This window comes from Aristophania sp. ESL1100, assembly GCF_058511235.1.
Genome location: NZ_CP196394.1, coordinates 1,358,620 through 1,372,652, shown reverse-complemented (window position 1 = coordinate 1,372,652; position 14,033 = coordinate 1,358,620). Strand labels below are relative to the sequence as shown.

At 46.7% G+C, this 14,033-nt stretch carries 11 protein-coding genes and 1 tRNA gene; 7 read left to right on the top strand and 5 right to left on the bottom strand.

Translation table 11 applies throughout. From position 1 onward, the window contains the following. Nucleotides 1-74 precede the first annotated feature (74 nt). The 3 genes from wrbA to ACSYSY_RS06385 form a co-directional block, all read right to left on the bottom strand. Entirely contained in the window at nucleotides 75-671 is a 597-nt protein-coding gene (gene wrbA, locus ACSYSY_RS06395) for an NAD(P)H:quinone oxidoreductase (protein ID WP_491708240.1), read from the bottom strand. A gap of 38 nt (nucleotides 672-709) precedes the next feature. Continuing rightward, the gene (locus ACSYSY_RS06390; RefSeq protein ID WP_491706744.1) at nucleotides 710-1,108 is read right to left on the bottom strand and encodes a DoxX family protein; all 399 of its coding nucleotides are present in this window, start codon (nucleotides 1,106-1,108) and stop codon (nucleotides 710-712) included. A 509-nt stretch (nucleotides 1,109-1,617) separates the two neighbouring features. Continuing rightward, nucleotides 1,618-1,694, bottom strand: a tRNA-Arg gene (locus ACSYSY_RS06385). Nucleotides 1,695-1,891: 197 nt separating this feature from the next. Here ACSYSY_RS06385 and ACSYSY_RS06380 point away from each other — a divergent pair. Beyond that, nucleotides 1,892-3,517: a dihydroxyacetone kinase subunit DhaK gene (locus ACSYSY_RS06380; protein ID WP_491706743.1), complete on the top strand. Its 1,626-nt coding sequence runs from the start codon at nucleotides 1,892-1,894 to the stop codon at nucleotides 3,515-3,517. Nucleotides 3,518-3,582: 65 nt separating this feature from the next. On the opposite strand, the gene ACSYSY_RS06375 is transcribed toward ACSYSY_RS06380, so the two are convergent. Both ACSYSY_RS06375 and ACSYSY_RS06370 read right to left on the bottom strand, forming a co-directional pair. Beyond that, nucleotides 3,583-4,188, bottom strand: coding sequence for an isochorismatase family protein (locus ACSYSY_RS06375; RefSeq protein WP_491706742.1), 606 nt, complete (start codon nucleotides 4,186-4,188; stop codon nucleotides 3,583-3,585). A gap of 163 nt (nucleotides 4,189-4,351) precedes the next feature. After that, nucleotides 4,352-5,344, bottom strand: a complete 993-nt coding sequence (locus ACSYSY_RS06370) for an alpha/beta hydrolase (protein WP_491706741.1) — start codon at nucleotides 5,342-5,344, stop codon at nucleotides 4,352-4,354. A gap of 64 nt (nucleotides 5,345-5,408) precedes the next feature. Here ACSYSY_RS06370 and polA point away from each other — a divergent pair, with 64 nt between their 5' ends. The 6 genes from polA to ACSYSY_RS06340 all read left to right on the top strand — a co-directional run bounded on the left by polA (nucleotide 5,409) and on the right by ACSYSY_RS06340 (nucleotide 14,020). Continuing rightward, entirely contained in the window at nucleotides 5,409-8,180 is a 2,772-nt protein-coding gene (gene polA, locus ACSYSY_RS06365; RefSeq protein ID WP_491708239.1) for a DNA polymerase I, read from the top strand. 18 nt (nucleotides 8,181-8,198) lie between these two features. Beyond that, nucleotides 8,199-8,825, top strand: coding sequence for an SCO family protein (locus ACSYSY_RS06360; RefSeq protein WP_491706740.1), 627 nt, complete (start codon nucleotides 8,199-8,201; stop codon nucleotides 8,823-8,825). A 626-nt stretch (nucleotides 8,826-9,451) separates the two neighbouring features. Then, nucleotides 9,452-10,423 (top strand): hypothetical protein, encoded by a 972-nt coding sequence (locus ACSYSY_RS06355; protein ID WP_491706739.1) that lies wholly within the window; start codon nucleotides 9,452-9,454, stop codon nucleotides 10,421-10,423. 42 nt (nucleotides 10,424-10,465) lie between these two features. Then, entirely contained in the window at nucleotides 10,466-11,641 is a 1,176-nt protein-coding gene (locus ACSYSY_RS06350; protein ID WP_491706738.1) for a polysaccharide biosynthesis/export family protein, read from the top strand. A gap of 56 nt (nucleotides 11,642-11,697) precedes the next feature. After that, nucleotides 11,698-11,940, top strand: a complete 243-nt coding sequence (locus ACSYSY_RS06345) for a hypothetical protein (RefSeq protein WP_491706737.1) — start codon at nucleotides 11,698-11,700, stop codon at nucleotides 11,938-11,940. Next, nucleotides 11,927-14,020, top strand: a complete 2,094-nt coding sequence (locus tag ACSYSY_RS06340; RefSeq protein WP_491706736.1) for a glycosyltransferase family 2 protein — start codon at nucleotides 11,927-11,929, stop codon at nucleotides 14,018-14,020. Before ACSYSY_RS06345 ends, ACSYSY_RS06340 begins: the two co-directional genes overlap by 14 nt. Nucleotides 14,021-14,033 lie beyond the last annotated feature (13 nt).

Below are 14,033 nucleotides of genomic sequence, written 5' to 3'. Positions count from 1 at the left end.
GAAAGGTCTCCCTCTCCGGGGTGTTTTACGTTTAACCCTTTTCTGACTATGTCAGATATGAAGAATGAAAATGGTCAGGCCAGCTTCTTTGTAATGTTGGCGACGTGTTCTCCCAGGAATCGGGCACCAGCCAGTTCATTTTCTGAAGGCTGACGTGATCCATCCCCAGCGGCAATCGTTGTTGCGCCATAAGGGGCTCCCCCACTGACTTCATCAAGTGCCAATTGCCCCTGGAAGCTATAAGGCAGACCGCTGATAATCATGCCATGATGAATCAAATTGGACATAAGGGAGTAGAGGGTGGTTTCCTGGCCGCCATGCTGGCTTGCCGTAGACGTGAAGACCGCACCGACCTTGCCAATCAGGGCACCTTTTGCCCATAGACCGCCTGTCTGGTCCCAGAAATTCGCCATTTGTGCCGGGAGGCGGCCAAAACGTGTCGGGGCTCCCAGAATAATCGCATCATAATGCGGGAGATCATCAGGTGTGGCGATTGGTGCAGACTGGTCCGTTTTGAAATGATGTGCTTTTGCGGCTTCTTCAGGCACTAGCTCGGGGACGCGTTTGACATCAACATCAAGCCCGGCTGCTTTGACGCCTTCTGCGATGGAATAAGCCATTTTTTCTACGTGACCGTAAGAAGAATAATAAAGAACAAGAACTTTAGACAAAGCCATTCCTTCCTTTAACAGAGATTACAAAATGTTTCTTACAGGAGAGGGACTTCTTTTTTTCGGTCCATGAGGGCATCGAATGAAAAGGCCCCGGGTCCTGTAATAACCAGGGTAAGAAACCCACATCCCATGATAAGGCTTTCATAAAAGAAAACACACATTTCATGCTGCTCTATGGCGGAATCTCCCCAGTAATGATAACCGAGCAACGCCGTGGCCACACTATAAAGTGCCAACAGGAAAGGAAGTGACGAGCTGAACGCTCCTGCCATAACAAATATTCCACTTCCCAGCTCGATCATAAAGGCAATGATTGTATGAGACGTACTTAAATGCGCATTACTAAGCTTCTCCCAGCCTATCATCATAAAAGCTGCAGCAAGCGTAATGCGAAATAGAAGCAGAATAACGTTATTAATACCGGAGCGTGGCATTTTCTTCATTCTTTCAAACAATAAAGCTTGATGGAATATTAGGTGTACATTTTATGAATGTATATATGATTCTTGATAGCAAAATTGTAACAGCATGTTTCATTTTTGAACTGTTAAGACTGTAAAGGAAAAGGATGAATTTATTAGATATATAAGTATAATTTATAGTTTAACGTAAGGTTGAAGAATGGACTTGATAAGTATTAAGTGAGGTAACTTGTAAAAAGAGACAGGTCGTAACAGATAAATTTGAGAAAGAATCGCCCATTATTATAGTAGAAATATTTTGCTCTTAAGACGGTGGGGAGATAGGAGGAGGGGAAAAGATAGTTTTTAAAAACTGCCCCAAAACCCCTTGATGAGTGGGCTGATGGACTTACGTCACTTCAAAGTGAAATCTTTAATATGTTTTGAAATTCATGAGCAGAAGAGAGCGCTCAATCTGGCAGCTTTTCCCGGAAATTTATCGGCTTAGTGTGCCGAAGAATAAATTGTGACGTAAGGTGAACTGGTGGACCCGGCGCGATTCGAACGCGCGGCCTTTGCCTTCGGAGGGCAACGCTCTATCCAGCTGAGCTACGGGTCCAGCGAGCAGAACAACCTTTTAGAAGTTCACAGGGGGTTTGCCTAGTCCCTAAATGTGGCAAAAATTGCTTTTGCGGAGATAAGGCTGTTGCAAATATGATCTTATAAAGCTCGCATTATCGTGATAAGCCAAGAAATGACAAAAGGCTTATCGTTCGCCGAAGTTTAAAACAATCTATGGGTTGTAAGAGGTTTATAATGAAGCGTTTCTGCAATCATCGTAATCTTATTGTTAATGAGGCTGTTAACGGCCTGATTCGTTCATCTTATGGCGCATATTTGCAGAAATTGGGTGGTGACGACGGTGTGAATGTCGTCCTGCGTAAGGACTGGGACAAAAGTCAGGTGGCTGTTGTCTCGGGTGGCGGGTCAGGTCACGAGCCGGCTCATGCAGGATTTGTCGGTGAAGGGATGCTGACCGCTGCTGTCTGTGGTGCTTTATTTGCCTCGCCCAGTGTTGATGCCATTCTGGCAGCTATTCTGGCAGTGACAGGTGAGGCAGGTTGTCTTCTTCTGGTTAAGAATTACACAGGGGACCGGCTGAATTTCGGCATAGCTGCCGAGCAGGCCCGTGCCATGGGTTATAAGGTCGAAGTCGTCATGATTCATGATGATATTGCTCTCGGGCAGACCAAAAAAGCCCGTGCCATTGCCGGAACGGTTCTGGTTCAGAAGATTGCCGGTTATAAAGCGGCGCAGGGCGCTTCTCTTGACGAGGTGGCTCAATTCGCCCGTGACGCAGTGGATGCTGTTAAATCTCTTGGTCTTGCTCTGACAGATTGTGACGTTTTTGAACCGGATCATTGCAGCCGCCTCTCGCAACACGAAATTGAATTGGGTCTGGGAATTCATGGAGAGCCTGGGGCAAAACGCCTCCCAATGGCGTCTCTTGATGAATTGACCAATCATGTGATTGAGGCTCTGGCCCCTGCCTTGCCAGAGCAAGAGCTGGTTCTGATGGTGAATATGCTGGGTGCTGTTCCGGTTATTGAAGCCCAGGCCATTATGGATTCAATCGCACGGCATGAATTTTCTTCACGTATCAAATGGGTGATCGGGCCTGCCCCGCTTATGACCGCACTTGATATGGTTGGTTTCTCACTGACGATTATGCCGGCAAATCCGCAATTTGTAGAGGCGCTTTCTGCCAAAGTGGGCGTTCCCGTCTGGCCGGGAATGGTACCGTTTCAAGCGCAGGTTCCCACTGTCGCCATGCCGGAACTGCCTGAAACCTTTAAATATCGAGCATCATCAAATGCTGTGATGGAAAAAGCGATTCAGGAAGGCGCCCGCATCCTTGAAGAAAATGAGCAATCTCTCAATGCTCTGGATGAGAAAATTGGCGATGGTGACGCCGGGTCTACATTTGCAGAATCAGGACGCCAGATTCTCAAGGCACTTTCGCGCTTGCCGCTTAATTCTCCCAAAGAGCTCTGTGAGACATTAAGCAACCTTCTGGCACGCTATTCCGGTGGGTCCAGTGGGGTGCTTCTTTCTATTCTGTTCTCGGCAGCAGGTCGTCATGAAAACTGGAAAGAGGGTCTTCTGGCCGGGGTGAAACTTATGCAGCATTATGGTGGCGCCTCTTTAGGCGATCGCACCATGATTGATGCGCTTCTCCCCGCGTTTGAAGCCCTGAAAGAAACAGGGAACTTATCAGACGCAGCACAGGCTGCGCGAGCCGGGGCAGAAAAAACGAAGTCCATGAAAGCAAGAGCGGGGCGAGCTTCCTATGTGCCGGAAGATCAGCTTGCTTCTATTCCAGACCCGGGGGCTGAAGCAATTGCGCGACTCTTTGAGGGACTGAATAAGGCGTTTTCCTGAAAAAGAAATGTGCCTCTCCTCTGGCAGATGTTATCAAACTGCCAGAGGAGAAAGCTTATGCCTTCTCAGTCTTTCCAGGCGGTGCTGTCTTTTACAATAATCGCGAACATATCGGCCAGCTCCGTCAGGGCAACGCGGCGAATGGTTTCTGCTGGAATGGTTTCCCCGGTGAGTGGGTCAGTAGCGTCACGGGCTGCAATAGCATCCGCTACGAGCGTGACACGCAGCCCATATTCTTCTGCTGCGGCACGTGTGGTTGTGGAAATACAGACACCTGCCGTATCGCCTACAATGATGACTTCGTTTCGGCCTGTTTTCTTAATATGCTCGGCCAGCCCGGTCCCCTGAAAGGCATTTGAGAACGTTTTATAAAGCACAACTTCACCGTCTCGAGGGGTGACTTGTGGGAGGAACCCGCAATAAGCGCCATCACTGGCGAACGCTCCCGCGCCAGGCGGGGCTTTTTGTGCGATATGAAAGACAGGGACGCCCTTGCGCCGTGCAAGTTCGAGAACGCGGCCAGCTTCATCAGCGGCTTCATCAACATTGGCAAGAGGCACGCGGCCATCTCGATATTCCCGTTGAATATCGATCAGGATCAGGACCGAACGATCCAGGGGAGAAAGCGTATTATCAAGACCGTAAATATCACGAAAAGTCTCAAGGGCCATCGGTACGTTCCTTTTACTGACAAACCTCCCTGGCGCAGCGAGGCTTATATTGCGTGAAGCCGCTAAGTCCGGGAGTTCCTATATATTGTGACGGTGGCTATGAGCGTCGCATGGTCTGAGCTTTTCTGTCAAACGGGTCCTTTATTTTATAATCGTTACAAAATTAAGGATTATGGGGCATATTTTCCCATGTGGCGGCGGCAATATCGCCTCCCGAGGGCAGGAATTTATCGGGCGTTAGAAGCCATGAAGCGATATCAGCGCTCACTCTTTCGCGGTTTCTGCTTAGAAGATGATAACCATTATCCAGCAGGTCAAAGCGTGTAGAAGGAGGGAGGTTCTTACGCATGATTGTATAGGCGTTAGGAAATATGAATTGATCGTGAGCGCCCCAGATAACAAGAAGAGGCATAGAGGCGGTCGTTAATGTTCCACACGCCTCTTTCATGAGATTTGTCAGGCCATAAAGGGCATGGACAGTGGTATCATGGCGTGTCAGAGGGTCAAAATAGAGGCGTCTCAAAGCGCGATAATTATCGGAAGCAATATGATGGCCCGGTACGTTGGATTCAGTAAGGAGCATGTCAGGTGTCAGCCCGTTCCAGAGGGTCAGAAGCGCGTTCAGGGGGAAGGGTAGTGTCATGATAGCTGGAGACAGAAGAATTGTTCCTGACACATAAGGTGTTGTTCTGGCACTGAGTAACGCCAGAGCGCCCCCCATGCTCTCTCCCATAAGATAAAGAGGTGTATGAGGATAATTTTGGTGAATCCAGAGAGCTTCCTCCTGGACATCCCCGATTAATCTTCTGGCAGAGGACCAGCGTAAAGAGGGTGTTACACCGCCGAACCCCCGGATATCAGGAGCTATGATCGTAAAACCCTGACGATTTAAGGCAGGTGCCATAATTTCCCAGGCATCCCGGCTGTCATTAAAGCCATGCAACGCCAGAATAATGCCCCGTAAGGGTGGGGCTGTTTTATAAAAACGGAGAGGAACAAGGGCGCCATCACTCATTTTCAGAGTTGTATCTGGAGCAAGAAAGGCACTTTCCTGCGTGGTATGAGGCAGACTCTGGGGCTGAGGGGGCGTGGCGCATCCTGCAATCAAAAGGAAAAAGAGCAGTCTTGCTTTCAAGGAACGTTTCAAAAAACACATGAATCTAGCTATCATAGGCACACATAAGTAAAAGTCATAAAGACGACGAGGTAGGAGAGTGAATGTGACGTCAGCAAAAAGACAGATCGTGCTGGTGGATGGGTCTGGATTTATTTTTCGGGCTTTTCACGCCTTACCCCCTATGAGTAGCCCTGACGGCACGCCTGTCAATGCAGTCTATGGCTTTACCAATATGTTATCGCGGCTGCTCAAGGACTATGAAGGGCAGTCAGTGGCTGTGATTTTTGATGCAGCCCGTGAGACGTTCCGTAATGAAATCTACCCGGATTATAAAGCGCACCGTCCCCCGGCGCCTGAAGATCTGGTTCCCCAGTTTGCCCTTATCCGTGAGGCAACAGAGGCTTTTAACCTTCTGGCAATCGAGCTCCCGGGCTGGGAGGCGGATGACCTTCTGGCAACTTACGCCCGTCAGGCTGTTGAGCGGGGCGAAGAATGTACTATTATCTCCTCAGACAAGGATTTGATGCAGCTTGTAAGGCCCGGGGTACGCCTGATGGACCCGATGAAGCAGAAGCCTATTGGTGAAGCAGAAGTTGAGGCCAAATTTGGTGTCCATCCCTCACAGGTTGTGGATGTGCAGGCTCTGATGGGGGATTCGACTGACAATGTGCCGGGTGTTCCCGGGATTGGCCCTAAAGGAGCGGCTCAGCTGATTGGAGAATATGGCACGCTTGAAGCTGTCCTCGAGGCCGCTCCGACTATGAAACCCTCCAAAAGACGGCAAAATCTGATCGATTATGCTGAATCCGCCCGTATTTCTCTCAAGCTCGTGCAGCTGGCTGATGATGTGCCTGTCCCTTATAGCCTCGATGAAATGCAGGTGCAGAAGCCAGATGAAACTCTGTTGCGTTCATGGCTGGAGAAAATGGGGTTTGGTTCCATTCTCCAGCGTCTTGGCTTGAAGAACGGCAAACCAGCAAGTGCCTTGTCTCATCACACTTCGCCAAAAACCGCTGAGAGCGCGACGTCTCTGCACGCTTCAGTAAAAGAACTTCCTTTCGGTCCTTATGAGAGTGTTACGTCGCTGGAGCGCCTGCAGGAGTGGGTTAAGCAGGCGCAGAAAAATGGCGTTGTTGCCGTGGATACAGAAACAGACAGCCTCAATGCCCGCAAAGCGCAACTGGTGGGGATTTCCCTCGCAACAGAAGCCGGAAAGGCTTGTTACATTCCCCTCCGTCATGAGGGGACGCTTGAAGCGCCCGTTCCGGCACAGCTTGGGGTTGAAGAGGTTATTGAGTGCCTTAAACCGCTTATGGCTGATGAGAGTGTTCTGAAAATCTTTCAGAATGCAAAATATGACCTGACTGTTTTTGAAACAGTTGGCCTTGATCATATTGCGCCAATTGATGACACGATGCTGCTTTCCTACGCACAGTCAGCTGGTGAGCATGGTCAGGGAATGGATGAGCTCTCTCATCTGCATCTCGGGCATGATCCCATTACCTATGATGCCGTAACAGGCACAGGACGGCAGCGCATCTCTTTTGCTCAGGTGCCTTTGGAAAAAGCGACAGAATATGCTGCTGAGGATGCTGACGTCACATTGAGGTTATGGTCTGTCCTGCGTCCCTCTCTGCGGGTGAATAAGGCCGTTGCCTTATATGAGACGATGGAACGCCCTTTAATTAAAGTGCTGCTGGGTATGGAAAGAGCCGGTGTCCGCGTGGATGCGGCAGAGCTGCGTCATCTTTCAGAAGATTTCAACAAGCGTATGGTCTCTATTGAAGGAGAGCTTCATGAACTTGTCGGGCGTTCCTTCAATCTTGGATCACCCAAGCAGTTAGGTGAAATTCTCTTTGATGAAATGCAGCTTCCTGGCGGGAAGAAGACCAAAAGCGGGTCATGGGGAACCGATTCCAGTGTGTTGGAAGAGCTGGCAGGGCAGGGATATGAATTGCCAGCTAAAATCCTGTCCTGGCGCCAGATGGCGAAATTGAAATCCACTTATGCAGATGCGCTGGTTAAATTAATGGATCCGCAAACGCAGCGTGTCCATACCACATTTCATATGGCCGGGACGTCCACAGGGCGTCTGTCATCCAATGAGCCGAACCTGCAGAATATTCCGATTCGTACAGAGGAAGGGCGGCGCATAAGACAGACTTTTGTAGCATCTCCCGGCCACCTATTGGTCTCAGCAGATTATAGCCAGATAGAACTGCGCCTATTGGCTGATGTTGCCAATATTGAACCTCTGATTGAGGCCTTCCAGCTTGGTCAGGATATTCATGCGCGTACAGCGTCTGAAGTGTTTGGTGTTCCGCTCGAAGAGATGGACAGTGTAACGCGGCGCCGGGCCAAGGCGATTAATTTCGGCATTATTTATGGAATTTCCGCTTTCGGTCTGGCACGTCAGCTGCAAATTTCGCCTGCTGAGGCCAAGAGCTATATAGACACTTATTTCCAGCGTTATCCCGGTATTCGTAATTATATGGAAAATGCAAAGGAAGAGGCACGCACTTATGGCTATGTTACGACACCTTTCGGGCGCCGTTGTTACGTGCCGGGGATCAGGGATCGTAACGGTGCAAAGAAAGGCTATGCTGAACGACAGGCGATTAACGCCCCCTTACAGGGTGGAGCTGCTGATATCATCAAGCGAGCCATGATCAGCGTTGACCGGGTCCTCCAGGAAGAGGCTCTCCCGGGACGTATGGTTCTACAGGTGCATGACGAACTTCTTTTTGAGGTGCAGGAAGAGAAAGCGCAGTATTTCGCTGAGCGTGTCAAAAAACAGATGGAAAATGTTGCCCATCTGAAAGTTGCCCTTGCTGTTGAGACAGGAATAGGGCGCAATTGGGCTGATGCACATTAAAGGTAAAGAAAGAATAGAATGATGACAAATGCCAGTGATACCTTAAAACGCGGGTCCTTACTGTTTGGCCTGCTTGTTATAGTGGCGGCTCTCATTGGCTTTGCTGCCTTTGAAGTCAGCTCCACACTCGGCCAGAAACATCTTGTCCAGTCGAATGGAAACCCCGTTGGCGGCAGTTTCAAGGTCGTGACGTTAACGGGAGGGACCGCGACGAACAGTGATTATCTTGGCCGCTGGCTTCTGGTATGGTTTGTTGATCCCCGCTGTCCCAAGGCAGTTTGCTTCCCTCAATTAAAACATCTTGATCAGGCTCTGGCTCGGTTGAAGGATGAGCGTCACCCGATTGTGCCAGTTGTTGTCTCACTCGATTATTCAGCACCTGATACAGATGATCTGGAGGATTATTTCAAAGAGGCTTCTCCCGGCATTATGCCTTTTTACGCATCAGAAAACATGATTCGCGCCATGACGAAGCTCTATCATGCTCCTTTAGTGAAAGAAGAGGGCGGATATTATGCTCCGGCATCCGATTTTGTTCTGATGAATCCAAAGGGCCGATATGCAGGCTCTATTTCGGCCAGTTTATCCGTTGATGAACTGCACGGATCTTTGCTGAAACTGATGGACGCTTCTGCAAAGAATTGATACCCCTCCTTTTGTCCGCTGGTTACGGGTGAGTATGACGGTAGCCAGCGGATATTCTTTTCCTATTTAACTTTAACGCCTCTCAGGGAAACTGCATAATGGCTTTCCTGAGGGGAGCCTGTACTGTGAGAAGAAGGAGATGGTTGTGATTTTATACAAAAATAATATTGTTTTATTGTGAGTGTTGTTTCGTTAACGTATTATAAAATAGAATATAATTATTAATATAAATAATTAAGATTTAGTTAATAATACAAATTTTAATATATAAAAATACATTAAAAGACTATTTATAATATTTCCAATGTAAATATAAATTAAATTTATTCATAAAAATAATGATATATTTTATTCGTAAAATTTTATATTATTATAATTAATTATGTTGCAAAATATAATATTAATGTAATTGTAAAATAATATATTTGGTAATAAATTAACTAATTGTTTACAAAATTGTGGCCATCTTTTGTTATTGACATTAATAGGTGCGCTCTGCATTAACGATGGTGGCTGTATTAACTGTCTTGGATAACAAGGGTGATATGGAAACTTCGGTAATATTTTATAAGAAAAGACTTTTTTGGTGGGTTTGTGGAATTCCCTCGCTCCTGTCATGCTTTTACTTGTTTATCTGGGCGACCCCTCGTTACGAAAGCACAGCCATAGTCCGTGTTTATGAAGCGGGCCAAGGTGCTCAGCAAGGTGGTGAAAGTGCCATGGAGGGGATGAGTGGCGCCAGTCTGAGTCCCGGGTCGCATGTTCTCGTTAAATATATCGCCAGTTGGGATGCCTTTCAGGCGTTGGATCCCAAAAGGCTGAAGAAACACTGGTCAAGTGGAGACCTGATCTCGCGTTTCGGGGGGCCTTTATCGCTTTTTTCATCCAACCAGATGTGGTTATGGAATTATTATAAGTGGCATGTGACAGCCCATCTTGATGAAGAGTCAGGGTTGATCATCTTGAACGTGGATAGCTATTCACCTGACTTTTCCTGGGAATTGAACAGGGAAGTTTTAAAGCTCGGTCAGAAAGAGCTGGTAGAAAGTGGGATCAAGGCTGATCAGGCCGAACGGGTTATGCTGATCAGTAAATTAAGACAGGACAAAATCAATTTAAGTGATGATCTCGATAAAATATCCGAATTACAGCATCAAGCCGGTATTTCTGACCTGAGGAGTGACTATCAGGCAGTCCTCAGTGAGCTCTCTGTGGCTGAAAAAGAACGGATTTCCATCGATACACGTGCTGCGGCGACCGCCTATCTTGCCAATAGAGGGCAACAGATGGAGACGTTGAAAGTACAGCTGGCGGCTTTGGACAAAGAGATTGAGAAGCAGCGCAAGGATATCGCCAGAAAATCACAGCTTTACAAGAAATATGGAGAAGCTGAGGATCAGGTAAAGCGTGATTCACAGGTGATTATGCTTGATGATCAGAGTCTTCTTGAAAATGAACAGAACTCTGTAAGACATGCCTATTACATGGATTATATTGAAAATCCAATCCATCCAACAGATGCGACGCGTCCAATGGCACTGAAATGGACACTCATTATTCTGGTTGTGTCATTTATTATTTATCTAATTGTCAAATGAGGTCTCCTGATGCTGTGTCGCAAATATTTTAAGGTTGATCCAATGTCTGTCGAAGCTTTTGCCGGGAAAAAGAGCCGTTTAAAAATTATAATTGGCTGTTTTTTATTAAGCACGACTGCCGGATGTGCCTTTATGCCCTCGGTCGGTCCTCATGCTGATTATATTAAGGATCAGGTAAAAGAACATAAAGCCCCGCCTCTGATTAATGTTGATACAAATATTGCGAAGGATCTCTCTGTAAAATCAAAATTAAAAAGTGAAGAGCAGGAAAGAAATCTTCTTTCGGATCTCAATAGCAGTTTCCATGGTGGAGAAGTCAGCAGGGTTTATCCTGGTGACAGGGTTCGTATTGTTATCTGGACACAGGGAGGCGGTCAGGCAGCAGCTTCGGCAGGGGCGTCGGACGGAGGGAGTAATGCGACGGCTCCTGGCACGATGTCCCCGGTTCAATCAAGGTTGGGTGCTTATCCCGTAGATGCCATGGGGCGGATTGATATCCCTTATGCCGGTCTGGTCACCATAAAAGGAATGACCCTTCATGAGGCACAAAAAGTCATTCAGGCACAGCTTGCTGCAACGCATGACTTTGAAACTGTTGAAGTCTCTGTGCAGTTTGAGATGAGTCATGGGCAGAATATTATTGTCATGGGCTCGGTCAATAAACCTTCCATTATTAACTGGAATGAAGGTGGCGTGAATCTGGATGAAGCCATTGCAGAGGCCGGCGGTTACGTGAATGGAGAGCCTCTGCATGGGAGCGATCTCGGGATGAATGTCATGCTGGTGCGCCAGGCGCGGAGTTACGATATTCCTTTAAGAACGGCTCTGATGCATGAAATCGCGTTGGAACCAGGCGATAAAGTTGCGCTGCAGCATAAACCCACTGTGCGGGTTCTTTGTCTGGGGGCTGGATGGACGTCAGCCAGAATGGCGCCTTTCACCGAAACGCCAACTTTGTCGCAGGTTATGGCCGCAGTTGACGGTCTCAATCCCCAGACAGCACAGGGCAGGGCGATCTTCATTCTCAAGAAGGATCAGTCTGTCATGTACAAAATCAATTTTGACCGAGTGGAAGGCATGGAAGCGTCCCAGATTATGCCGATTGAGGATGGGGACATGGTCTACTCGCCTGTGGCGCGTTCTGTGACCATGCAGCAGGTTCTGGGCATGTTTATGTTTATGGCAGGGCAAGGCATGTCGGCAGCCGCAGTGAAGTAATCGTCCTGCCTAGAGTTTCAGATGATTTTGTGAATCAAATGTAAGGATCAGGTCAGATGAGTGCATTAAGAGATTTTTCAGCCACGTACAGGGGCGATCAGGATTTAACTGAAACGCTTTCTGATTATTCGAAAAGCAACTCTCCCAAAAAGGGAACGATCATTGAAGATCTGGCTGAAGAATTAGCCTCTCCTGTTAATCGCCATTGGCAGCCTCCTGTGAAAAAACCGCAGTCTTTAAAGGTTATAAAGGAAAATGAAAGGGTTAAAGAGGCTCTATTGAATTATGTCTTATACTAACAGATTGTCAGATAAGGCTTATGATTCTCTTTTAAAGAATTTACGTAAACAGCGTGGCCTTGTCCTCTTCATGTTTGCGGTGATCCAGTTCTGCCTTTTAATGATCTTTGGTTTATTCCAGATGTCTGTGAACGGGGTCAGTTATTATATCGCTCTTCCCATCTGTCTTTGTGCCTCACTTTTGACCTCTCTGGGCGGGTCAATGTTTCTTCTTTTTATTTTCGGAGCCTATACGGCTCTCAAACCTTTAAAGAAGGACGTTTTAAATCCGATAAATCGGGCTCTGCCTTTAAAAGAAGATACGCGTATCGCTATTTTAATGCCCATCTATCATGAGGACCCTGCCCGTGTCGGGGGAGGGCTTATGGCAATGATGGAAGAGCTGGCCCAGCATGAAGAAGCTGTGCATTTTGACTGGTTTATCCTTTCTGATAGCCGCAAAGAGGATATTGTGGTTCAGGAGGAATTTCTGGTCTTTTTACTTCGTGAGAAGTTTCCTCAATTCCATATCGCATATAGACACAGAATCAGTAATACGTTTTCCAAGGTTGGCAATATATCTGATTTCTACAGAAGATGGGGCAGTCACTATAAATATGTTGTTATGCTTGACGCAGACAGCATTTTACCGGGAAATTCCTGTGTAACATTAGCGCGCTCAATGGAGGGGAATAATAATACAGCGCTTATACAGTCACGCTTTATGGAAATAAATTCCTCTACGTTATTTGGTATGGTCAGTAATTTCCGGTTCATGTTCGATAATTACCTCTATACATATTATTATAATTATTTTAACCCCGGCAGGGGGTTCTATATGGGGCATAACGCCATCATAAGAGTGAAAGCTTTTATGGAGTGCTGTAATCTGCCCGTTGCTGAGAAAACGCGTTTTTTCCCTGAAGGAAAAATGATCTCTCATGATTATTATGAAGGGTCGCTCCTGCTTGGTGGGGGGTATGATACATGGATTTTGCCGCAAATTATTTCGTTTGACGAACAACTTCATAATATCATCAATTTTTATGCGCGCGAGAGACGGTGGCTCGTAGGGGCCCAGACCTGGTTTCGCTTCTTTATGTCAAAAAGTCTGTCCAATTTTGGAAAGATCAATATGTTTCAAAGAGCGATATTTTATTATGCAGCAACAATAGGTATTTTTTCTTTTATATTATCTTTTTATGGTCTCCATTATACGTTTTCCCATCCTCTGAAAACGCATATGGCGCTGCTTTATATGAAGCAGCATGCCCATATGGGATATATGAAATATGCCGTTTTATTAGGCCTCGTCCTATTAGTTCCATCAACGACACAAATAACAGTGTACTATTTGACCTTTTGTAAAAAAGGGGAGCTCAGGAAAATGGGAGGGCATGTAAAATATATCATATCCTATTTCATATTTTCCTTTCTTCAGGGCAATATCATGCTGATTGCCATGTGCCTTATTAACAAATTCCTGTTTGACTGGTTTCGAAGAAAAGAGCTCGTCTGGGGCTCGCAGGACAGAGACGGCACACTTTTATCCTGGAGAGTCTGTATTCAGACTCTCTATCCCCTGTCTATTCTGGGATTTTTTCTGATTGCCTATACGCTGATCGACATATTTCCTTATATGACAGAGCGAACAATGCGTCTCATGCATTTGCCGATACATGGGTTTTATCTGTTTCTTTTGCAGGTGGGGATTATCTTTTCACCAATCGTTTTGCTCTGTGCACCTGTTTTTGCTCATCTTACCAGTAAAAAATACCCCTGGTTCAAGAAGATGAGGTGGTTGCAGACACCTTATGATGAGGCAAACCGTTATCCTGTTGTGAATAATACCTATAAATATACAGCAGAATTAAGAAAGATTATTCCTGCTGATCTTACGTTTGAAGAGGCTCTTCATAATCGCTGGTTTGTCAAAAACCACTTATACAGCCTGCAACCCCGCCCCCGAAAATATCAATTCTGGGAGAGTAAGTTAAAGGAAAAAACAATCGCTGAATGTTCCCGGTTGGAGAAGTTCGTTATTTTCAGATGTCCCGAGCTTTGGAAAGAATTTTATTTAAAGGAAAGTCAGGGCAAATAGGCACGATGATCGT

Excerpts from the sequence above, each read along its gene's own strand:
- ACSYSY_RS06350 (WP_491706738.1), top strand. The coding sequence starts at position 10,466 with ATGTCTGTCGAAGCTTTTGCCGGGAAAAAGAGCCGTTTAAAAATTATA.
- ACSYSY_RS06360 (WP_491706740.1), top strand. The coding sequence starts at position 8,199 with ATGATGACAAATGCCAGTGATACCTTAAAACGCGGGTCCTTACTGTTT.
- ACSYSY_RS06340 (WP_491706736.1), top strand. The coding sequence starts at position 11,927 with ATGTCTTATACTAACAGATTGTCAGATAAGGCTTATGATTCTCTTTTA.
- ACSYSY_RS06390 (WP_491706744.1), bottom strand. The coding sequence starts at position 1,108 with ATGCCACGCTCCGGTATTAATAACGTTATTCTGCTTCTATTTCGCATT.
- ACSYSY_RS06345 (WP_491706737.1), top strand. The coding sequence starts at position 11,698 with ATGAGTGCATTAAGAGATTTTTCAGCCACGTACAGGGGCGATCAGGAT.
- ACSYSY_RS06370 (WP_491706741.1), bottom strand. The coding sequence starts at position 5,344 with ATGTGTTTTTTGAAACGTTCCTTGAAAGCAAGACTGCTCTTTTTCCTT.
- ACSYSY_RS06375 (WP_491706742.1), bottom strand. The coding sequence starts at position 4,188 with ATGGCCCTTGAGACTTTTCGTGATATTTACGGTCTTGATAATACGCTT.
- ACSYSY_RS06380 (WP_491706743.1), top strand. The coding sequence starts at position 1,892 with ATGAAGCGTTTCTGCAATCATCGTAATCTTATTGTTAATGAGGCTGTT.